The following is a 20,581-nucleotide window of genomic DNA, read 5'->3' as shown; positions in this document are numbered from 1 at the left end:
CGGCCCGGGCGCTTGGGGGGGCCGCTTTCCGGCCGTCACACAGGAGCATGTAAGAATAGCCCGCAAATTATTCCAACAAGGAGAGCTTTCATGAACCGTTTGTGGATGCGCATCTGCGCGCTGGCTGTTTGTCTCTCGTGCACCGCCGTCATGGCGCAGACCCTGTCGAAAGAAGAGTCCGAGAAAATCTGGGCCGAGGGCCGCGCCGCCGCCAAGGAAGGGCCTCAGGACATCGCATTGGCAAGCCAGGCCGTGCTCAAGCTGCCCGCCGGCCGCATCTTTGTGCCGCAGCCCCAGGCGGGCAAGCTGCTCAAGGCCATGGGCAACCCCGGCACCGACTCACGACTGCAGGGCCTGGTGTTTCCGGCCACGGGCGACCGCTGGTTCATGACGGTGCGCTTCGAGGCGGCCGGCTATGTGAAGGACGACGACGCCAAGGACTGGAACGCGGACGAGCTGCTCAAAAGCTACCGCGAAGGCACCGAGGCCTCGAACGCCGAGCGCAAAAAAATGGGCTTCCCTGAAATCGAGATCGTGGGCTGGGCTGAAAAGCCGGCCTACAGCGCCGCCACCCACCGCCTGGTCTGGGCCATGTCCAGCAAGGACCGGGGCGCGCCCTCCGGCGCCGCGCAGGGCGTGAACTACAACACCTATGCACTGGGCCGCGAAGGTTACTTCAGCATGAACCTGGTCACGGCGCTGGACGACCTGCCCAAGGACAAGCCCGCGGCGGCGGAGCTGCTGGCGGCCCTGCAATACGACGAGGGCAAGCGATACGCCGACTTCAACTCCAAGACCGACAAGGTGGCTGAATACGGCCTGGCCGCGCTGGTGCTGGGCGTGGCCGCGAAAAAACTGGGTTTCTTCGCGGTGATCGCGCTGTTTTTCGCCAAGTTCGCGAAAGTGATCGTCCTGGCCCTGGCGGGCTTGGGCACGGTGTTCGTGAAGTACTTCAAGCGCAAGCCGGCCCCTGCGCCTGCGCCCATGCCGGCGGTCAGCCGGGCCGAGCAGGACACTGTGCCCGCAGCGTTCGGCGGCGGCGCAACCGACGTGCCGCCCGCGCCACCCAAAGCCTGAGCGGTGAGGCGACATGGCCAAGCTCCTGTTGCTGCTTTTCACGGGCGCCAAGTTCGGCAAGCTGCTGCTGACAGGCGGCAGCATGCTGGTGTCGGTGTTCGCCTATGCGCTGCTCTTCGGCTGGCGTTATGCGGTGGGCTTTGTGCTGCTGCTGTTCGTGCATGAGATGGGCCACTACATCGCCGCCCGCCAGCGCGGCCTCAATGTGGGCGCGCCCACCTTTATCCCCTTTGTGGGCGCCTGGGTCGAGCTCAAGGACATGCCGCACGACGCGGAAACCGAGGCCTATGTGGGCCTGGGCGGCCCGCTGCTGGGCACGATAGGCGCGCTGGCCTGCTACTTCCTGGCGCGCGACCAGAACAGCAATTTGCTGCTCGCGATCGCCTACTCCGGTTTCTTCCTGAACCTCTTCAACCTGATCCCGCTGTCGCCTTTTGACGGCGGGCGCATTACCGCGGTGCTGTCGCCGCGCATCTGGCTGCTGGGGGTGCCGGTGCTGGTGGCGCTGTTCTTCTGGCGGCCCAGCCCCATGCTGATCCTGATGGCGCTGCTGGCCGCGCCGCAGCTGCTCAAGGCCATACGCTACAAATCGGACAGCGAGGAGGCCCAGACCTACTACGCGGTCAGCGCGGCCACGCGTTTCGAATATGGGTTTTATTACCTGGCGCTGGCGGGCTTCCTGGCTGTGATGACGCACGATGTGCATGAAATGCTGCGCGGCGCGGGCGCTGTGCGCTAGGCCCGGGTGGCGGATGGATCAGTCTGGCACGAACTGGGCGTTGAAGCTGGCCTCGTCCTCGGCCAGCTCCAGCGTGACCAGCTGGCCCATGCGCATGTCGGCCAGCCGGCAAGCCCCGAACAGGCTGTATTTGCCTTTGAGCTGGTAGCTTTCCATGTCGATCAGCATGTAGGAGTGCGGCACAAACACCTGGTGCAGAAAAATCGTGCGGTGCCGGTTGCGCGGCGACGGAAAGAGCTTGTAATGCTCGGTGGTGATGCTTTGTGCGGCCATGGTGGAGTCAGGAAGCGGGTTGCCCGGAATGGCGCCCTACCCCGACTGTAAGCTCTAGCCCTGCAGATTCCTGTTTTTTTAACCGCCTTTTCGCATGGATACCTATGACCGAGCGCCATCCCACCCCCGGCAAAGAAGAAATCGCGCTGCTCGAGCCCTTCGAGCGGCTGGGCCTGGACCAGATCGAAGTCGTGTCCACAGCCGGGCGGGCAGCCCAGGCGCTCACGGACCTGACCGGTGCCACCGTGCTGGGCTTTGACACCGAGTCCAAACCCACCTTTGCCAAGAACGAGGCCTCGGATGGGCCGCACATCGTGCAGCTCGCGACCCTTCACAAGGCCTGGATCTTCCAGCTCGAAGACGCCGAATGCCGGCGCGCTGTGGGCCTGGTGCTGAGCTCACCCGCCGTGATCAAGGCCGGCTTCGGCCTGGGCGACGACCAGCGCCGCATCATCCGCAAGCTGGGCACGGACCTGCAGGGCGTGCTGGACCTCAACGTGGTGTTCCGCGAGCGCGGCTACCGCAAGGATATGGGCGTGCGCGGCGCCGTGGCCGTGATGTTCAACAAGCGCTTTCTCAAGTCCAAAAAAGCGGCGACCTCCAATTGGGCCAACGAAAGGCTCACGGAGGCGCAAATTATTTACGCGGCCAATGACGCCTATGGGGCGCTTCGGGTGTACCAGGCGCTGGGGTTGGGCTGACACAGCCCATGCGGCGAGGTATCAGCGATGCCGGGTCGCCGCAGCCTTTACATTAATCCCATTAAGGAAATTCTCATGAAAAAAACCTATTTGTTGTCTTCACTGCTGATGGTCTGTGCCCTGCTCTCCGGCTGCGCGGCCGAACTTCTGAGTACCAGCGAAAAGCTGATCGTCGTCAAAGGCCGCCCATCGCAGTTGCCGGATGCATCCGAGATCGCTGAAACCGAATGCCAGAAGCGCGGTGGCCGGCATGCGCGCCTGATCACCAAGCCGGCTGAAGGCCAGTACGGCTTTGAGTGCGTGCGCTGAGGCGGCGCTCTCCCGGATACTTTTCCTCTGTACCCACCCTGGAGCGGCGGTTCAATAGTCGCGCAGGGTGGACTCGGCCCAGCGCAGAAAGCCCTGGCCGGCCTTGGTGAAGTGCCCGTGCCGGCTCAGGATCTCAAATCCCTCGCGCGCCTGCACGCGTAATTCGTCGAGGCGGATCGCGGCGTCGTGCCGCGTCGCGGCATCAAGGCCGGTATCCTGCAGGTAGCGAACCAGCGCCATGACACAGTGCAGATGCACGTACACACCCTCGAAAATACCAACAATGGGCCGAAGGTCCGTGCGCCAACCGACCGGAAAACGCGCATCGGTCTGAACGGATTGCAGCAACGGAACGGCTTCTTCGACATAGCGCAACTTCACGTGGCTGTGCTCATGGACCAGGCTTTCCAGGGTGCGCAAGGTATTGGATGGGTGGATCCACGCGGCCCCCTGCATGGAGGAAATCGTGAAACCCTCCATCTGCCACCCGGCTGGCGGCAGGCGCGGCACCACGACACGCATCGTGCGGCGCCAGTCTTTATACTCCTCGGGCCAGGCCGATAGCAGGGCTTGCGCCGCCTCCACGATGGGGCGATGGCGGCCCTGCGGGTAAGAGCATTGGCGCGCGTCGGTTTCCTTCTCGCGCACGGCGCTGCCGCGCTCTGGTGTGCGAGTCTCATCAAGCGACACGCGCAAGCCCGGCAAGTCGTTGCGGACCACGATATGGGATCGCGGCAGCACCGCATCCGGCGCCACAAGGCAGGAACTGAGTGTCTGGCCGCTTGCGGGCAAGGGACTCAAGTGGATCCATGCGCCCTTGCGCCGGCATTGCCAGGCTCCGTCGCCATAACCGGCGGGCAGCTTGATGCCGCTGGCGCAATCCCAGGTTTCGATATGGCCGCCGCGTGACATCAGCACCCTGCCGCGCGGCGCCACTTCCAAAAAGCCCGGTATGTAATTGGCGACCGATGCGAGCAAGGGTTCGAAGACCTCCAGCGGCGCGCCCGCAATGAGCGCGCGCCCCGTCGCGTGCAGCCAGCGGCGGCACAACGGCGATGAACCAATGGCGATGCGCTCATGCGGCAACAGCGCCTCCAGGTCGAGTGCTGCCTGTTGCCAGCGTTCACGGTACGCGGCCATGGACGGCGAAGCCCGCACGATGTCGGCCAGGACCCGGAAATCGTCCAGGCGGTCGGAAGCGGAGGCGCTGACCAGTTCGGCCGTGATCACGGCATCCGGCATCAAGGCCAGTTCGACGAAATCGGCGCACTGCAATTCAGGCTTGAAGGCCTGCGACGGTGGTATTTGCCGGATCACTGTGGACATGGGCACCTCGCTGTTGAAGTGAAGATTCGATAAGGCCGAGCGCGGCGTCGAAAAAATGCATTTGGTCCGCGCACAGCACGGACTCGCGCTGCGCGATGCCGTCTTTCGCATCGCTGCGGCCGGGCAGGAAACCACCGCCGCAGATCAGGCGGTGGCGGCAGCCGGTGCACTTCGCCGGAAGCTCGTCGCGCAGCTTGAGAAGTCGCGCGAACAAGGGATCCGCGGCCAGCGCGGCAATGCCATCCGTACTGATGTGAAAGGGTGTGCAGGCCGAGCCGTCGCCGGCCACGCGCAGGTAGTCGGGGTATTCGTAGCTGCCGTCGGTATTGACGACGAACATGTTGTAGCTGTCGTTCACCAGGGCGTCGATGTGGCCCTGCCCTCCCAAAGCGACGTGAAGCAGGTTGTTGAAGAGCCTGATGGTGACGCCCGGATCGTCCAGCGCCCACCAGGCGCGGAACAGTTCGGCATACCAGGTGCCGTAGCGCGGCGCGGCGGCATAAGCGCGCGACGCCCCCAGCGGCCACGGAGGGTGGCGCCAGTTGAATTCGATGGGCCACAACACGTCGACCCTGGAAACCGGCAGGCTGCATACCCAGGCGAGGAACTCCGCCGGCGGCAGCGAAGGGTTGGCCACCGCCAGAAAGCCGCCGATCAAACCGCCGTCTCCGTCGGCCAGCATGCGCTCGACGTTGGCCATGACGCGCTCATAGGTGCCGCGGCCCCGCTTGTCCACACGCGCGGCATCGTTCAGCTCGCGCGGACCGTCCAGGCTGACGCCCAGCGACACGCGATGTTCGCGAAAAAGGGCAAGCAGTCGCGGCGCGATAGGCTGCACCAGGTTGGTCTGTATCGCGACGTCGAGATTCCAGCCTAGCTCTCGGCGCCGCGCAATCTGCACAAGCAGTTCGGCAAAACTGGCATCGGGCCAGAGCATGGGTTCGCCGCCATGGAGGACGATGGAGAAGGCTTCGGACTCACCCCGCGGGTGGTAGTCACAGATGCGGTCCAGCAGGCATAAGGCTGTTGGCAACGCCATGCGCGCAGGCATGCGCTCAAAAGTGCGGTCCACCTGGTTGAACATGTAGCAGTAGCTGCAATCGATGTCGCACACCGCTGTCAGCTTGACGATGGCCGAACGAAACATGAGGGCGGGCAAGTCAGGGACCGTGGCCGCGACGGGGCACGCAGAAAATATCCGCGCACCCCGCGGCGGCTAGCCGGCAGTTACCACTTCAGGCCGAACACGATGCTGATCGCGGCCGGATTGAAACCGGGGCGGCCCGCGAGCTGGGCGATGGCGGTTTCCAGAATGCGGCCTTCGACAACCTTCTGGTTGAGCGAGTTCACGTCCCCTTTGAAATTAGACGTCAGGTTGCGCGACAAGGTGTGGGCTTCCGCGCTATTCGAGGTGGTAGGCATAGGTTTTTTCCTTGCAGGTTAGTTGGTTGAAAACTTCCACTTCAAGCGACGGTTCGGATGCCAGCGAAACGACCGGACGAAACAAGCCTTGCTTCAGGACGCACGCGGATCACCCTTGCCGTCCCGGCGGATGCTAGCCAGTCTTGGCGGCAAAGAACAGGGCTAGGAGCGCCGGATTCAGGAAATCCGACAAAGATGTACCGCGCACAGACAATTCGCGCGAACTTCCCTGGCGAACTCGCATACCTTTTCAAGGTCGTCAAAAGAGTTCAACAAGCTGTCAACGAAGTTTTCAAGGAGGGAGACAACGATGCAAGAAGGCGTCACCAACAAACATCATCGATTCGCGGCGCCGCATGCCGACCTCGGCCGCGGCGACCCACGAGCCCAATGCCACCCGATACAAGAACAAGGGAGAAAACCGTATGGATGAACGCCTGACAGTCCGCCTGCACAAAATCCTGAGAGCACCTTGGGCCATTCCGCCGGTGGACTCCTATCGCGTGATCGGAACCGTGCACCGAGGGATGGAGTTTGGCTTTCTGGCCATCGCGCGCGACGGCGGCTATCTGCAGGTCAATGGATCGGTGATCCAGCGACTGAACCGGGGTGATGTCGAGGCCGCTATCTGCAGCGCTGAGCACTTGTTCGCAACCAGGCCCGTGCAAACCCCGGTAGCGGCGAATGTCGCGGGACCAGTGACGGTCATACGCAAAAAAAGGCGCACGCCCGCTGAAGCGGATTTTGCGCCTTGAGCCTGCTGGTGATGGCTAGAAGTCTCCTGACGCGCCGTGCGCCAGGCTCTCAAACTTGGTGATGCGGTTGATAAATGCAAGCTTCACCGTGCCCGTGGGGCCGTTACGCTGCTTGCTGATGATGACCTCTGCCACACCGGGCTCTTTGCAAGCCTCCTTGGTGTAGTACTCGTCGCGGTAGATGAACATGATGATGTCGGCGTCCTGCTCGATGGCGCCGGACTCGCGCAGGTCGCTCATCATGGGGCGCTTGTCGGTGCGCGACTCGACGCCGCGGCTGAGCTGCGACAGGGCAATGACCGGGCACTGCAGTTCCTTGGCCAGCATCTTCAGGCCGCGCGAGATTTCGCCGACGGCGGTGGCGCGGTTTTCTTCAGCCATGCCGCCGGAGACGCTCATGAGCTGCAGGTAGTCGACCACGATCAGGCCCAGCTTGCCGCACTGTCGGGCCAGGCGCCGCGCATTGGCGCGCAACTCGCTCACGGTCAGGCCCGGCGTTTCGTCGATGTGCAGTGAGACGGTGCGCAGCTTTTCGATGGCCTCGGTCAGGCGCGGCCACTCTTCGTCGGTCAGGGCGCCGGTGCGCAAATGGGTCTGGTCGATGCGGCCTATGGAGCCAACGATACGCACGGCGAGCTGGGACGCGCCCATTTCCATGGAAAACACCGCCACCGGCAGGCCCTCGTTGAGCGCGACGTGTTCGGCAATGTTGATGGCCAGCGCTGTCTTGCCCATGGAGGGGCGCGCCGCCAGGACGATCAGGTCGCCGGCCTGGAGGCCGGACGTCATATGGTCAAAGTCCCTGAAGCCCGTGGGCACGCCGGTCACGTCCTGCGGGTTCTCGGCCATCTCGGTCACGCGATCCAGCAGGCTCACGACCAGCGTGTCCATGCTCTGGAAGCCTTCCTTCATGCGCGAGCCCTGCTCGCCGATCTTGAAGATCTTCTGCTCAGCCTCGTCGAGGATGGTCGCGACGTCCTTGCCCTGCGGGTTGAAGGCGTTGGTGGCAATTTCGTCGGAGGCCGACACCAGCTTGCGCAGGATGGAGCGCTCGCGCACGATCTCGGCGTAGCGGCGGATGTTGGCCGCGCTGGGTACGTATTGCGCGAGCGAATTGAGGTAGCTCAGGCCGCCTACCTCGTCGGCCTTGCCCTGGTTCTGCAGGTATTCATAGACCGTGATGATGTCTGCCGGCTTGTTCGCGTTGATGAGCGCGCCCACGGCGGCGAAGATCAGCTTGTGCTCGGAGCGGTAGAAGTCCTCGTCGACCAGCAGGTCGCCCACCCGGTCCCAGGCACCGTTGTCGAGCAACAGGCCGCCCAGGACGCTGGATTCACCCTCGATGGAATGCGGCGGAATGCGCAGCTGGGCGATCTGGCGGTCGGGGCTGTAGCCGGGATCGTCATAGGTGGAAAGTACGGCGGACATGGGTTTCCTTGAGAGAGGGTGAATGGTACGCCGTGGGCGCAAAACACCGCGGGATAAGGCTGTGGATAACCGGGGGAAATCGGGTGGAAATGGACCGGGAAGGTGTGCACAGTCGGGCGATACGGCCGGCCATGAAAAAAGCCGCTCGGCGAGCGGCTTTTTTCGTGAAGGGAAAAAGCGCTTAAGCGGTTTCGCCGTACACGGTCACGGTGATGTCCACAGCCACATCGGTGTGCAGAGCCACGGTCACGGCGTGGTCGCCAACGATCTTCAGCGGGCCGTTGGGCATGCGGATCTGCGACTTGACGACAGGGAAGCCCTGCTTGGTCAGTTCAGCAGAGATGTCGTGGTTGGTGACGGAGCCGAACAGGCGGCCGTCCACACCGGCTTTTTGCGTGAGCTTGACGGTGGTGCCGCTCAGCTTTTCGCCCTGGGCTTGCATTTCGGCCAGCTTGGCGGCCGCAGCCTTTTCAAGTTCGACGCGCTTGGCTTCGAATTCGGCCTTGTTGGCTTCCGTGGCGCGGCGTGCGCGGCCCGAAGGGATCAGGAAGTTGCGTGCATAGCCGTCTTTGACCTTGACGATTTCGCCGAGGTTACCGAGGTTCACGACTTTGTCGAGCAGAATGATTTGCATGGTCGTGCTCCTTACAGGGTACGGTGCTGGTCGCTGTAAGGCAGCATCGCGAGGAAGCGAGCGCGCTTGACGGCGGTGTTGATCTGGCGCTGGAAAATCGCGCGCGTGCCGGTCAGGCGTGCGGGGATGATTTTTCCGTTTTCGGCAACGAAATCACGCAGGGTGTCGATGTCCTTGTAGTCGATTTCTTCAACGCCAGCGGCTGTGAAGCGGCAAAAACGCTTGCGCTTGAACAGCAGGGATTGGGTATTGCGCTTGGGGCGCTTGTCTTTGTTGAAACGTTTTGGTCCGGCCATGATGGACTCCTTAAATGGGGTTCGGTACTTGCTCTACCTTGTGCAGAGCTTGAATATGGAAAACAACACCTTTGCTGGTGCGCGCATTGATGAGGAAACCGGTGAACCTGAAGGGCTGGCCTAAGGGGGACTTGGCTGATTGCTCAGCCAGCGCTCCGAAGGCAACTGCCCTGACCGTCAATTTGACCTGTCTGGTGACCCCGGCTTCGACGACTTCGGACTCGTGTTCGAGGACGAAATTGGCGGCGGGGATTCCAGCGGGCGTGTAGCGAAGAGGACTTGCCTCGGCGATACAAGCGGTCAGTTCAACGTGGTTCACTGCGGGCTTTTGCTCAATGGCAGCTGCGCGGCAGCGAGGCGTTCAACAGCATGGTGGCAATTAAGCCGCATACTCCTGCTGTTGGGCTTTACGGGCTTCTTCCCTCTCGACGTTGCGCATCATGAGGGATGGGCCGGTTTCGGCCTTTTTCTTGACCACGGTCAGGTGGCGCAGCACGGCATCGTTGAACTTGAACGCGTGTTCGATTTCTTCCATCACGGCCTGGCTGGCTTCGATGTTGATGCAGAGGTAGTGGGCTTTCGCGAGCTTCTGGATCAGGTACACCAGCTGGCGGCGGCCCCAGTCTTCAACACGGTGCACTTTTCCGCCGCCGGCGGTAATCATGCCCTTGTAACGTTCCAGCATGGCTGGGACTTGCTCGCTTTGATCCGGGTGGATCAGCAAGACGATCTCATAGTGACGCATAAACTCTCCTTGTGGTTGATTAAAGCTGCCCCAGCGTCGTTAAGGGTGCAGCAAGGCGAAGCCCAGGAGTATAGCACGTTGGCTGTTGGCCCCCACGGTCGCTCACTGCGTGTAGCTCCCTGCCCCCCCGAGGGGGCCGCCCGCCTGCGGTCTGGCAAAGCCAGTCCCGCGGCTCATGCTGGTAAAGAGATGGGCTCCGGTTTGGCGCATTTTTTGGGGGAAAAGGCCCTGAAACCGCCAAAAAGCCCCCCTAATTGGCCGATCTGACAGGGTTTCAGAGCCGTTTTAGGTCCGGGTAGCGGATGTATTCGACCAGCTCCTGGATCTTCTGGCTGGGCGCCGGGGTAAGGAGGCTCACCAGCACCATCACCGCAAAACCCACGGGCACGCCGAACAGCCCGGCCGAAATCGGGTCTATGCCCCACCACAGCTGGACCGGCGAGCTGATGCCGAAAGTGGCGCGCAGCCAGGGCTGGTTGGTGAACATGTAGTAAGACGTCACGCCCAGGCCAGACACCATGCCAAGGACGGCGCCTATGCCGTTGGCACGCTTCCAGAAGATTCCCAGGCTGAGCGCCGGGAAAAAGGAGGCGGCGGCGAAGGAAAACGCCGCCGATACCAGGAACAGGATGTCCGCCGGCTTTTGCGCCGCCACATAGGCCGCCAGCAAGGCCACGATAAGCAGCAAGATCTTGGACACCGTGACCCGGCTCACGGTGGAGGCGTTGGGGTCGATCATCTTGTAATAGAGGTCGTGGCCTAACGCATTGGCGATCGTCAGCAGCAGGCCGTCTGCGGTCGACAGCGCGGCGGCCAGCCCGCCGGCCGCCACCAGGCCCGAGATCACATAGGGCAGGCCCGCCAGCTCGGGCGTGAGCAGCACGATGATGTCGCCGCCTATGGTCATTTCATTGAGCTGCAGGATGTTGTCGCGGTTGATGTCGGCCACCGACAGCAGGCTGCCGTCCACCCGGCTCCAGGCGCCGACCCAGGACGGCAGCTGGTCAAAGCGCGTGCCGACCAGTACGGTGAAGACTTCGTACTTCACCAGCACGGCCAGGGCCGGCGCCGTGAAATACAGCAAAAAGATGAAAAACAGCGACCAGGTGACCGACTGCCGCGCCTCGCGCACGCTGGGCACGGTGTAGTAACGCATCAGGATGTGCGGCAAGGCGGCCGTGCCCACCATGAGGCAGAACACCAGGGCCAGGAAGTTGCGGCGCGAGGTGTCGTAGGCCTCCTGCTCCCGGGGTGTGCCCTCGGGATCGCCCGAGAACTGTGCCGCATGGGCGGGCATGCCGTTGAGCGGCTGAGTCTTGACCTCGGCCGCGGCTTTGGCGGCCGTCCAGGCCTTGACGGCCGCCGCCTCGTCCCGGGGCATAGCGGCCAGGGTCTTGGCCGCCGAGGTGATTTCAGCCACCGAGGCGTTGCCTCCCTTGAGTTGTTCCATGCGTTTGGCGGCGGCCAGCTTGTCGGCGGCCAGCGCCTCGGCCGGGTGGGCCAGCTTGCCGGACAGCGCCTCGGACCGCTGCCTGAACAGCTCTCGCACCTGCAGTTCCTTGGGGTCCGAGGCCAGCTCTTTTTCCTTGGCGCTGACTTTTTCCAACTGGAGGCCGTAAACCAGCTGTGGTACCGGGACACCGGTCTGCTTGACCGACAGCCACACCACCGGAATGAGGTAGGCCACCACCAGGATGATGTACTGGGCCACCTGCGTCCAGGTCACGGCGCGCATGCCGCCCAGGAAGGAACACACCAGGATGCCGCCCAGACCCAGGAAAATGCCCAGTTCGAAGGCGATGCCGGTCAGGTAGGAAGTGATCAGGCCCACCCCGTAAATCTGCGCGACCAGGTAGGTGAAGGAGCACAGGATGGCGGCCCCCACACCAAGGACGCGAGGCAGCTTGCCATAGCGCTCCCCCAGGAAGTCGGGAATGGTGAACTGGCCGAACTTGCGCAGGTAAGGTGCCAGCACCAGCGCCACCAGGCAATAGCCACCGGTCCATCCCATGATGAAGGCCAGACCGCTGTAGCCGGTGAGGTAAAGCGTGCCGGCCAGGCCGATGAAGGAGGCGGCCGACATCCAGTCGGCGCCGGTGGCCATGCCGTTGTAGACCGCCGGCACGCGCCGGCCCGCCACATAGTATTCGCCCGCGTCGGTGGTGCGGCTCATGATGCCAATGCCCGCGTACAGGCCTATGGTGGCCAGCAAAAAGGCCGTGCCTATCCACAGGCGCGGCAGGCCCATGCGCTCCAGGCCGGCCAGGATGAGCACGAACACCACCAGGCCCACGGTGTACCAGCGGTAGACGCGGTTGAGCTGCGCCTTGAACTGCTGGCTGGACAGCATGACCCCCTCACGTGAACCGAAGAAGCCGGCCATCTAGTCCCCGTCCGCCACGTCGTGCTCGATGTCGAGCCGGTTCATGTACCAGGCATAAAAGCCGATGATCAGGCAGTACACCAGCAAGGCGCCCTGCGCGCCCACCCAGAAGCTGAAAGGCCAGCCAAAAAAACGGAAGCTCAGCGCGCGCGCAAAGTAGCTCACGCCGAAAGTCACGCTGAACCAGACCAGCAGCAGCACGGCCGTTACAACGAGGGTCTTGCGCCAATAGCGGCGATGGCTGTCAGCGGGCTGCATGGCCTGCCTCGCTCGCGGACGCCCTGCCCGCCTGTAGCGCCTCGGCGTTTTCTCGCTCCAGCTGCGCGGCCACGCGGGGCTCAAAACGGCGCAGGTGGGCGATGACCTTGCGCGCCTTGCCTGGCTCGCCCAGCGCCAGCCAGACCTGCGCGAGCCGGTACCAGCCATAGGGCCCCAGCGGCTGCAGCGCAGTGTTACGCTCCAGCGCCTCAGCGGCCTCCTGCCAGCGCTGCTGGTGGATACGCACCAGCGCCAGGCCGTACCAGACCCGATCCAGGCGCGGGTCCAGCGCAAGCGCGCGTTCGAAAGCGGCGCCGGCCTCTTCATGGTGCCCGGCTTGCTGCAGCACATAGCCCAGGTTGAACCAGCCCGCAGCCTGCCGCGGCCAGGCGGCGGTCAGTTGCCGCAGGCTGTCAATGGCCTCCTGCGTGAGCTGCAACTGCGCCTGCACATGGCCACGGCTGGCCAGGGCGTAAGGATCGGCCGGCCGCAGGCGCAGCATCCGCGCGAACCTCGGCAAGGCGGCGGCGCGCTTGCCGGCGGCTAGCAGCAGCAAGGCCTGCGCTTTCAGGAAGTGGTACTGCAGGGCGGGTGCAAGCGGCAGGCTCATATTCATTTGCACAGCGCTATCCCGATTTCCAGGCAGATGCGGACTTTTGTGATGGCCGCCGCAAGCCAGACCAGCGCCAGCACGAGGAAGGCCACCAAGGGCAGGTGGCGCTCCAGCACCACGGGCGGCGTAATCCAGCGCGCCGCCCTCACCCAGGGCCGGCCCAGCAGTTCCAGCAGGCGGTAGAACGGGTTGCCGCCGCGTCCGGCACCAGCCAGCATCCCCAACACCCATTGGCCGGCCAGCGCGAACAGCGCAATTTCAGCTAGCAGTTTGGCGGTGGTGGCGACGGCAAGCATGGCTGATGGCAGACAGGAAAGGCAGTGCCTCCGATTGTCATCGGAGGAATTGCCAATTGCTTACCGCGGGGGCGCCGGCCACCAGGGGTTTTCCCTCGGTGGGTACGGCGGGTCTGGCTCAGCCGGCCAACTGTTTCCAGGTGTCCATCACCGTGTCGGGGTTCAGCGAGATCGAACCTATGCCCTGCTCCTTGAGCCACAGGGCGAAGTCGGGATGGTCGCTGGGGCCCTGGCCGCAGATGCCGACATATTTGTTGGCGCGCTTGCAGGCGGCGATGGCCTGGCTCAGCAGCGCCTTGACCGCCGGGTCGCGCTCGTCAAAGTCCTTGGCCAGGATGTCCAGGCCGGAGTCGCGGTCCAGGCCCAGCGTGAGCTGGGTCAGGTCGTTGGAGCCTATGGAGAAGCCGTCGAAGTACTCAAGGAACTGGTCGGCCAGCACCGCATTGCTGGGCACCTCGCACATCATGATGATCTTCAGGCCCTGCTCGCCGCGCTTGAGGCCGTGTTTGGCCAGCAGCTCGGTCACGGCCTTGGCCTGGCCCAGGGTGCGCACAAAGGGCACCATGACCTCGACATTGGTCAGGCCCATGTCGTTGCGCACGCGCTTGAGCGCCTCGCATTCCATCGCGAAGGCCTCGGCGAAGTCGGGGCTCAGGTAGCGCGCCGCGCCGCGGAAACCCAACATGGGATTTTCTTCCTCGGGCTCGTAGCGCGAGCCGCCTATCAGCTTGCGGTACTCGTTGGACTTGAAGTCCGACAGGCGCACGATCACCGGCTTGGGCCAGAAGGCCGCGCCTATGGTGGCGATGCCTTCAGCCACCTTGTCGACATAAAAAGCACGCGGCGAGGCATGGCCGCGGGCCACGCTTTCCACAGCCTTTTTCAGGTCGGCGTCAATGTTGGGGTACTCCAGGATGGCCTTGGGATGCACGCCGATGTTGTTGTTGATGATGAACTCCAGCCGCGCCAGGCCCACGCCGTGGTTGGGCATCTGGCAGAAGTCAAAGGCCAGCTGCGGGTTGCCCACGTTCATCATGATCTTGAGGTTGATGGGCGGCATGGTGCCGCGCTGCACCTCGGTCACCTCGGTTTCGAGCAGGCCATCATAGATGTTGCCGGTGTCGCCTTCGGCGCAGCTCACCGTCACCAACATGCCGTCCTTGAGCGTCTCGGTCGCGTCGCCGCAGCCGACCACGGCCGGAATGCCCAGCTCACGCGCGATGATGGCCGCGTGGCAGGTGCGCCCGCCGCGGTTGGTGACGATGGCGCTGGCGCGCTTCATCACCGGCTCCCAGTTCGGGTCGGTCATGTCGGTGACGAGGATGTCGCCGGCCTGCACCTGGTCCATGTCCTTGATGTCGTGCACGATGCGGACCGGGCCGGTGCCGATTTTCTGGCCGATCGCCCTGCCCTCGGCCAATACCGTGCCGGTGCCTTTGAGCTTGTAGCGCTGCTCGGCCTTGCCCTTGGCCTGGCTCTTCACCGTCTCGGGACGGGCCTGCAGGATGTAGAGCAGGCCGTCGGTGCCGTCCTTGCCCCACTCGATGTCCATGGGGCGGCCGTAATGCGCCTCGATGATGAGCGCATAACGAGCCAGCTGCTCGACGTCGTCATCGGTCAACGAATAGCGGTTGCGCAGCTCGGTCGGCACATCGGTGGTCTTGACCAGCTTGCCGCCGGCTTTTTTTTCTTCCGGCGTGGCGAACTCCATCTGCAGCAGCTTGGAGCCCAGGTTGCGGCGGATCACGGCGCGCTTGCCGGCTTTGAGCATGGGCTTGTGCACGTAGAACTCGTCGGGATTGACGGCGCCCTGCACCACGGTTTCGCCCAGGCCGTAGCTGGAGGTGATGAAAACCACGTCCTCAAAGCCGCTTTCGGTGTCTATGGTGAACATCACGCCGGCCGCACCCTTGTCGCTGCGCACCATGCGCTGAATGCCGGCGGACAGCGCCACGTCGGAATGCGCAAAACCCTGGTGCACGCGGTAGCTGATGGCGCGGTCGTTGTAGAGCGAGGCGAACACCTCTTTCATTTTGTGCAGCACGTCCTCGATGCCGACCACGTTCAAAAAGGTTTCCTGCTGGCCGGCAAACGACGCGTCGGGCAAATCCTCGGCCGTGGCCGAGGAGCGCACCGCAAAACTGGCCTGGGCGTTGCCCGCGCTCAGCACGGCAAAACTGTCGCGCACGGCTTTTTCGAGGTCGGCCGGGAAAGGCTGGGCTTCGACCAGCGCGCGGATCTTGGCGCCGGCGTCGGCCAGGGCCCGCACGTCGTCGGTGTTGAGCGCGTCCAGCACGCCGTTGATTTTTTTGTCCAGCCCGTCATGGGCCAGGAACACGCGGAAAGCGTGGGCCGTGGTGGCGAATCCGGTGGGCACCCGCACGCCCTCGGGGCCGGTGGGCAGTTGCGAGATCATCTCGCCGAGGCTGGCGTTCTTGCCGCCAACGGCCTCGACGTCTGTCATCCTCAGGTTTTCAAACGGTACGACCAGGGCGGTCGCCTCAAACAGCTTGGACATGAAAATACTCCGGGAGGTTTAAAAACCGGGGAATTCGCCATGCGCGGCAGGCAACCTTGTTGTTGTTCTAGGGGGTTGTGGCGGGGCATGGCGTGACAAACTGGATAATTGGCCCAATTGTAGGGGCCCGCCGCCGGATGCGCCGCGTCAGGCTTTCACCCAGCTTTCAATCAGCCAAATACTCACCATGTCCCAACGCACCGTGTTTTTCATCTCCGACGGCACCGGCATCACTGCGGAAACCTTTGGTAACGCCATCCTGGCGCAGTTCGAGTTCAAGCCGCGCCATGTCCGCCTGCCCTTTATCGACAGCGTGGACAAGGCCCACCAGGCGATACGGCAGATCAACCATACGGCCGAAGTCGAGGGCAAGCGCCCCATCGTCTTCACCACGCTGGTCAACATGGAAATCCTGGCCGTCATCAAAACCCATTGCAACGGCATGCTGCTGGACATGTTCGGCATGTTCGTCGCGCCGCTGGAGGGCGAGCTGGGCATCAAGTCCAATCACCGGGTGGGCCGGTTTTCAGATGCCTCCAAGAGCAAGGAATACGACGACCGCATCGAGGCCATCAATTTTTCGCTGGCGCACGACGACGGCCAGAGCAACCGCGACCTGGAGAACTCGGACGTGATCCTGGTGGGCGTGAGCCGCAGCGGCAAGACGCCGACCTCGCTCTACCTGGCCATGCAGTACGGCCTCAAGGCTTCCAATTACCCGCTGATTCCCGAAGATTTCGAGCGCCGCCAGCTGCCGCCAGCGCTGGTGCCGCACCGCAAGAAGATCTTCGGCCTGACCATCGCGCCGGAGCGCCTGAGCCAGATTCGCAACGAACGCCGGCCCAACTCGAAATACGCGAGCCTGGAGAACTGCCGCGACGAAATCCACGAGGCCGAGGCCATGATGCGGCGCGAAGGCATACGCTGGCTCTCGACCACCACCAAGTCGATCGAAGAGATTTCGACCACCATCCTGCAGGAAATCCGGCCGGAACGGCTGGAATACTGAACCGGGCGGGTAGTCGGCCGGCCCCTGACCGGTTCACGCGTCCAGGCAGCGGGCAGCGTCGATACGCAGCTCCTGCAGCGCACAGGCCGAAATGAAACCCGCTGCTACTTACGGCGAACCGGCCTGTGTCCTGCGATAGCGGCTGGGATTGGCACCCGCCGACTTGCGCATCAGCCGCCGCAGGGCCGTGGCGTCCTCATAGCCCACCTGCCCGGCCACCTGTTCTATGCTCATGCGGCTGGACTCGATCAGCATGCGGGCGCGGTTGAGCCGCACGCTTTGCACCAGCGCCAGCGTGCTCCGGCCCGTGGCCTCGCGCACACGGCGCGACAGGGTTCGCTGCGACATCGCGAATTCGCCGGCGAGTGCCTCGACGCTGGGTGGCTGCGGCAGTGCCGATTCGATGCGCGCCATCAGCCGGGCCACGAGTTCGTTGCCGTTGGACAGCATGGCCGGCAGCACAAACGGTGCCTGCGCCTGCCGCCCGTCTATCAGCAGGATGCGCCCCACCGCGTCGGCCAGCCCCGCGCCGAAACGCGTGCGCAACAGGTGAAGCATCAAGTCGGTCTGCGCGAAGGCGGCGCCCGCCGTGCTCACGGGGCCGTCGGCGCAGACCATGCGGTCGGCATCCACGTTGCAGCGCGGCTCCAGGCGGCGCAGCTCCGCCGCCATCCACCAGGACGTCGTGACGCGGCGCCCGGCCAGCAGGCCGGCCGCTTGCAGCAAAAACACCGCCGAGCAGGAGGCCGCGACACGGCCGCCCCGCGCCGCGTGTGCGGTGATGGCCTGGATGGCGCGCTGTGCATCCGCGCCCGCCAGCCCGGCCGTGACCGCCTGGGCGTTGTCCAGGCCCAGTCCCGGGATGATCCAGGTCGAGGTGTCGGCGCGCTGGCGCCTGGGCAGGGCCGCGGTGTCCAGGCGCATGCCGCTGCTCAGGGGCACAGCGCCGCCGGAGGGCGACAGCACGCGCCAGTTGGGCCGCGCCAGCTTCAGGCGCGGCGCCAGTGTGGCCGCCGCCTGCAGCACGTCGAGCGTGACAGCCACGCTGGCCGCGAAAGACCCGGGCAGCACCAGGACGGTGAAATCGGTCATTGACTGAAAAAGCCTTAAAGATGTCTAAACAGACACTCGCAGTTTAGCCGCCGGCCGCGTCCAATGCAGGCTTTCCACCCTGAAAGCACGACCGTGGCCCACTCCCCCTCCCCCGCGCAGCGCAGCATGAATGAGGACGATGCACTCGAAGATTTCACCGCCCGCGCCATCACGCTGGACGGCGTGGCCAAAAAAGTCTACGTGGCCGGCTCGGGCCCTGCCGTGATCGTCATGACCGAGATGCCGGGCATCAGCCCGCAGGTCGCACGTTTCAGCCGCTGGGTGCGCGATGCGGGTTTCACCGTTTACATGCCCTCGCTGTTCGGCCGCGACGGCGCGGTGTCTGGCGCCGACGAAGGCGCGGCCGTTTTCCAGCGCGCCTGCGTCAGCGCCGAGTTCCGCGCGCTGCGCGCCAATGAGACCAGCCCGGTGACGCAGTGGCTGATGGCGCTGGCCAGGCTGGCGCACCGGGAATGCGGCGGGCCCGGCGTGGGCGCCATCGGCATGTGCTGGACCGGCAACTTCGCGCTGTCGATGATGCTGGAGCCCGCGGTGCTGGCGCCTGTGCTGTCGCAGCCCTCGCTGCCGCTCAACGACCCGGGCGGGCTGGAGATCTCGCCCGCCGACATCCAGGCGGTGCGCCGGCGGCTTGACCAGGAAAAGCTCACCGTGCTGGCCTACCGATTCGAAGGCGACAAATTTTGCCGGGCCCAGCGCTTTGCGGCCTATGCCGAGGCCCTGGGCGAGCGTTTTGTGGGCCGGGTGCTGCCGGACAGCGCCGCCAATACCGAGGTGCCGCCCTTCTTTGCCCGGCATGTGCCCACGCCACACAGCGTGGTGACGGCCCACCTGGTCGATGAGGCGGGCCAGCCCACGCTGGCGGCGCGCGACGAGATCCTGGCTTTCTTTGCGGCGCGCCTCAACCCAGCACGGCCACACCCTTGACCTGTGCATAGACCTGGGCGCCTGGTTGCAGTTGCAAGGCGTCGGCCGATTTCCCGGTGATACGGGCCAGCAAGATACTGCCGCCGGCATCCAGCTTCACCATCACCTGGCCTGGGCTGTCTGCTGAAAAGCCTGCCACGGTGACCGGAAAAATGTTTTGTACGCTGGTGCCTTCCTGGCGCCACAGGGTCAGGCTCACGTCGCGCGCCTGGATGCGCACGCGCACGCGCTGGCCGACCTGCAGCGTGGGATTGAGCAGGCTGATGCGGCCACCGGGAAACTCGGCATGGCTCATGTGCCAGTCGGGCTCGACGGCGCTGACCACGGCGTCCAGCACCGCGGCGGCAGCGTCGCCATGCGCCAGCGGCAAATCCAGCCGCGTCATCAGTTCACGCGTGGGGCCCGAGGCCGTGACCCGGCCGGCGTCCAGCAGCACCAGGTGGTCGGCCAGCCGGGCGACCTCGTCGGGCGCATGGCTGACGTAGAGCACGGGCATGTCGAGTTCGTCATGCAGGCGCTCCAGGTAAGGCAGGATTTCGGCCTTGCGGGCGAGGTCCAGCGAGGCCAGGGGCTCGTCCATCAACAACAGGCGCGGGCTGGTGGCCAGCGCCCGGGCGATCGCCACGCGCTGTCGCTCGCCGCCCGAAAGCGTGCCGGGCATGCGCTGCATCAGCGGCTGCAGGCCCAGCAGTGCTATGGCTTGTTCGAGCGAGACACGACGCTGCGCCGGCGGCACACGGCGCAGGCCGAAGTCCAGGTTGCGGGCCACGTCCAGGTGCTCAAACAGGCTGGCCTCCTGGAACACATAACCCAGCGGGCGCCGGTGCACCGGCAAAAAGATGCCGGCGGCATCGTCCTGCCAGACCTCGCCATTGACGGCGAGGTAGCCGCTGCCCGCGCGCTCCAGCCCGGCAATGCTGCGCAGCAGGCTGGTTTTGCCGGAGCCCGAAGGGCCGAAGACGGCCGTCACGCCGCGCCCCGGCACGGCCAGCGACACATCGAGCGAAAAGCCGGTGAATGCGCGGCGGAAAGATGCGGTGATGCCACCGCCCTCGGGCTTCATGCGCCTTGCCCTTTGCGCCGTCCCGGCTGCAGGGTATTCAAGGTGTAGAGCGCCAGCAGCACCAGGAAGGAAAACACCAGCAGGCCACCGGCCAGCCAGTGCGCCTGGCTGTATTCGAGCGCCTCTACATGATCGTAGATCTGCACCGACATCACACGCGTCTTGCCGGGGATGTTGCCGCCCATCATGAGCACGATGCCGAACTCGCCGACCGTGTGCGCGAAGCCCATGACCGCGGCGGTCAGGTAGGCGGGTCGCGCCAAAGGCAGCACCACGCTGAAGAAGGTGTCCAGCGGCGAGGCCCGCAGTGTGGCGGCGGCCTCCAGCGGCCGCTCACCCAGGGCTTCAAAAGCGTTTTGCAGCGGCTGGACCACAAAGGGCATGGAATACAGCACCGAGCCGACCACCAGGCCGGCAAAGCTGAAAGGCAGCAGCCCCCAACCCAGCGATTGCGTAAGCTGGCCCACCGGGCCATTCGGGCCCATGAGTACCAGCAGGTAAAAACCCAGCACCACCGGCGGCAAGACCAGCGGCAAGGCCACCAGCGCGCCCACCGGCCCCTTGAGCCAGGAACGGGTGCGCGCCAGCCACCAGGCCAGCGGCGTTCCGGCCAGCAGCAACACCACGGTGGTGGTCGCCGCCAGCCGCAAGGTCAACGCGAGTGCCTGCATGCCTGCTGAGTCCAACATGTTCAGCCGC

The 20,581-nt window shown here is 64.5% G+C and carries 24 protein-coding genes; 7 read left to right on the top strand and 17 right to left on the bottom strand.

What is annotated here, in order from left to right; all coding sequences use genetic code 11:
• Nucleotides 1–90: 90 nt before the first annotated feature.
• On the top strand, nt 91–1,077 hold the full coding sequence (locus tag ACEN8I_RS10330; protein WP_413328311.1) for a DUF2167 domain-containing protein: 987 nt from the start codon (nt 91–93) through the stop codon (nt 1,075–1,077).
• 13 nt (nt 1,078–1,090) lie between these two features.
• Complete coding sequence (locus ACEN8I_RS10325; protein WP_413328310.1) at nt 1,091–1,816, top strand: site-2 protease family protein; 726 nt, start codon at nt 1,091–1,093, stop codon at nt 1,814–1,816.
• A gap of 18 nt (nt 1,817–1,834) precedes the next feature.
• Here the strand turns inward: ACEN8I_RS10325 and ACEN8I_RS10320 are convergent, their stop codons facing one another.
• A complete protein-coding gene (locus ACEN8I_RS10320) occupies nt 1,835–2,089 on the bottom strand; it encodes a hypothetical protein (RefSeq protein ID WP_413328308.1) in 255 nt (84 codons plus the stop codon).
• 104 nt (nt 2,090–2,193) lie between these two features.
• Here ACEN8I_RS10320 and ACEN8I_RS10315 point away from each other — a divergent pair, with 104 nt between their 5' ends.
• Nucleotides 2,194–2,790 carry a 3'-5' exonuclease gene (locus ACEN8I_RS10315; RefSeq protein ID WP_413328307.1) on the top strand — a complete coding sequence of 199 codons (597 nt, stop codon included), beginning with the start codon at nt 2,194–2,196 and terminating at the stop codon, nt 2,788–2,790.
• Between the two features lie 75 nt (nt 2,791–2,865).
• Nucleotides 2,866–3,099, top strand: coding sequence for a hypothetical protein (locus tag ACEN8I_RS10310; RefSeq protein WP_413328306.1), 234 nt, complete (start codon nt 2,866–2,868; stop codon nt 3,097–3,099).
• 51 nt (nt 3,100–3,150) lie between these two features.
• Here the strand turns inward: ACEN8I_RS10310 and ACEN8I_RS10305 are convergent, their stop codons facing one another.
• The 3 genes from ACEN8I_RS10305 to ACEN8I_RS10295 form a co-directional block, all read right to left on the bottom strand.
• The gene (locus ACEN8I_RS10305) at nt 3,151–4,425 is read right to left on the bottom strand and encodes an aKG-HExxH-type peptide beta-hydroxylase (protein ID WP_413328305.1); all 1,275 of its coding nucleotides are present in this window, start codon (nt 4,423–4,425) and stop codon (nt 3,151–3,153) included.
• Nucleotides 4,376–5,572, bottom strand: a complete 1,197-nt coding sequence (locus ACEN8I_RS10300) for a radical SAM protein (RefSeq protein ID WP_413328303.1) — start codon at nt 5,570–5,572, stop codon at nt 4,376–4,378. Before ACEN8I_RS10300 ends, ACEN8I_RS10305 begins: the two co-directional genes overlap by 50 nt.
• Nucleotides 5,573–5,652: 80 nt before the next feature.
• On the bottom strand, nt 5,653–5,847 hold the full coding sequence (locus ACEN8I_RS10295; protein ID WP_413328302.1) for a hypothetical protein: 195 nt from the start codon (nt 5,845–5,847) through the stop codon (nt 5,653–5,655).
• 425 nt (nt 5,848–6,272) lie between these two features.
• Here ACEN8I_RS10295 and ACEN8I_RS10290 point away from each other — a divergent pair, with 425 nt between their 5' ends.
• A complete protein-coding gene (locus ACEN8I_RS10290; protein ID WP_413328301.1) occupies nt 6,273–6,602 on the top strand; it encodes a hypothetical protein in 330 nt (109 codons plus the stop codon).
• Between the two features lie 15 nt (nt 6,603–6,617).
• On the opposite strand, the gene dnaB is transcribed toward ACEN8I_RS10290, so the two are convergent.
• From dnaB to ppsA, 10 genes are all read right to left on the bottom strand, one after another.
• Nucleotides 6,618–8,030: a replicative DNA helicase gene (gene dnaB / locus ACEN8I_RS10285; protein WP_074574908.1), complete on the bottom strand. Its 1,413-nt coding sequence runs from the start codon at nt 8,028–8,030 to the stop codon at nt 6,618–6,620.
• 181 nt (nt 8,031–8,211) lie between these two features.
• Nucleotides 8,212–8,664 (bottom strand): 50S ribosomal protein L9, encoded by a 453-nt coding sequence (gene rplI, locus ACEN8I_RS10280; RefSeq protein ID WP_413328300.1) that lies wholly within the window; start codon nt 8,662–8,664, stop codon nt 8,212–8,214.
• 11 nt (nt 8,665–8,675) lie between these two features.
• A complete protein-coding gene (rpsR, locus tag ACEN8I_RS10275; protein WP_007871078.1) occupies nt 8,676–8,960 on the bottom strand; it encodes a 30S ribosomal protein S18 in 285 nt (94 codons plus the stop codon).
• Nucleotides 8,961–8,970: 10 nt separating this feature from the next.
• Nucleotides 8,971–9,279 (bottom strand): primosomal replication protein N, encoded by a 309-nt coding sequence (gene priB, locus ACEN8I_RS10270; RefSeq protein ID WP_074574910.1) that lies wholly within the window; start codon nt 9,277–9,279, stop codon nt 8,971–8,973.
• 60 nt (nt 9,280–9,339) lie between these two features.
• Complete coding sequence (gene rpsF, locus ACEN8I_RS10265; RefSeq protein ID WP_007871089.1) at nt 9,340–9,705, bottom strand: 30S ribosomal protein S6; 366 nt, start codon at nt 9,703–9,705, stop codon at nt 9,340–9,342.
• A gap of 274 nt (nt 9,706–9,979) precedes the next feature.
• Nucleotides 9,980–12,088 carry a sodium:solute symporter family protein gene (locus ACEN8I_RS10260; protein WP_413328299.1) on the bottom strand — a complete coding sequence of 703 codons (2,109 nt, stop codon included), beginning with the start codon at nt 12,086–12,088 and terminating at the stop codon, nt 9,980–9,982.
• A complete protein-coding gene (locus ACEN8I_RS10255) occupies nt 12,089–12,346 on the bottom strand; it encodes a DUF4212 domain-containing protein (protein ID WP_413328298.1) in 258 nt (85 codons plus the stop codon).
• Nucleotides 12,333–12,956 carry a tetratricopeptide repeat protein gene (locus tag ACEN8I_RS10250; protein WP_413328297.1) on the bottom strand — a complete coding sequence of 208 codons (624 nt, stop codon included), beginning with the start codon at nt 12,954–12,956 and terminating at the stop codon, nt 12,333–12,335. Before ACEN8I_RS10250 ends, ACEN8I_RS10255 begins: the two co-directional genes overlap by 14 nt.
• Before the next feature lie 2 nt (nt 12,957–12,958).
• A complete protein-coding gene (locus ACEN8I_RS10245; protein ID WP_413328296.1) occupies nt 12,959–13,255 on the bottom strand; it encodes a hypothetical protein in 297 nt (98 codons plus the stop codon).
• Nucleotides 13,256–13,373: 118 nt separating this feature from the next.
• Nucleotides 13,374–15,773 carry a phosphoenolpyruvate synthase gene (gene ppsA / locus ACEN8I_RS10240; protein WP_413328295.1) on the bottom strand — a complete coding sequence of 800 codons (2,400 nt, stop codon included), beginning with the start codon at nt 15,771–15,773 and terminating at the stop codon, nt 13,374–13,376.
• Between the two features lie 187 nt (nt 15,774–15,960).
• Here ppsA and ACEN8I_RS10235 point away from each other — a divergent pair, with 187 nt between their 5' ends.
• Complete coding sequence (locus ACEN8I_RS10235; protein WP_074574924.1) at nt 15,961–16,782, top strand: pyruvate, water dikinase regulatory protein; 822 nt, start codon at nt 15,961–15,963, stop codon at nt 16,780–16,782.
• A gap of 108 nt (nt 16,783–16,890) precedes the next feature.
• Here the strand turns inward: ACEN8I_RS10235 and ACEN8I_RS10230 are convergent, their stop codons facing one another.
• Nucleotides 16,891–17,874 carry a GlxA family transcriptional regulator gene (locus tag ACEN8I_RS10230; protein ID WP_413328293.1) on the bottom strand — a complete coding sequence of 328 codons (984 nt, stop codon included), beginning with the start codon at nt 17,872–17,874 and terminating at the stop codon, nt 16,891–16,893.
• 126 nt (nt 17,875–18,000) lie between these two features.
• Between ACEN8I_RS10230 and ACEN8I_RS10225 the strand changes: the two genes are divergently transcribed.
• A complete protein-coding gene (locus ACEN8I_RS10225) occupies nt 18,001–18,819 on the top strand; it encodes a dienelactone hydrolase family protein (RefSeq protein ID WP_413328369.1) in 819 nt (272 codons plus the stop codon).
• On the opposite strand, the gene modC is transcribed toward ACEN8I_RS10225, so the two are convergent.
• A complete protein-coding gene (gene modC / locus ACEN8I_RS10220; RefSeq protein ID WP_413328292.1) occupies nt 18,794–19,882 on the bottom strand; it encodes a molybdenum ABC transporter ATP-binding protein in 1,089 nt (362 codons plus the stop codon). The two genes, ACEN8I_RS10225 and modC, sit on opposite strands and share 26 nt — an antisense overlap.
• Nucleotides 19,879–20,571 carry a molybdate ABC transporter permease subunit gene (gene modB / locus ACEN8I_RS10215; RefSeq protein WP_413328291.1) on the bottom strand — a complete coding sequence of 231 codons (693 nt, stop codon included), beginning with the start codon at nt 20,569–20,571 and terminating at the stop codon, nt 19,879–19,881. Before modB ends, modC begins: the two co-directional genes overlap by 4 nt.
• Nucleotides 20,572–20,581: the final 10 nt, after the last annotated feature.

This window comes from Polaromonas sp. CT11-55, from assembly GCF_047303325.1.
GTDB lineage: Bacteria > Pseudomonadota > Gammaproteobacteria > Burkholderiales > Burkholderiaceae_C > Polaromonas.
The sequence above is the reverse complement of the archived record's forward strand: the minus strand, read 5'-3'. Positions and strand labels throughout refer to the sequence as shown.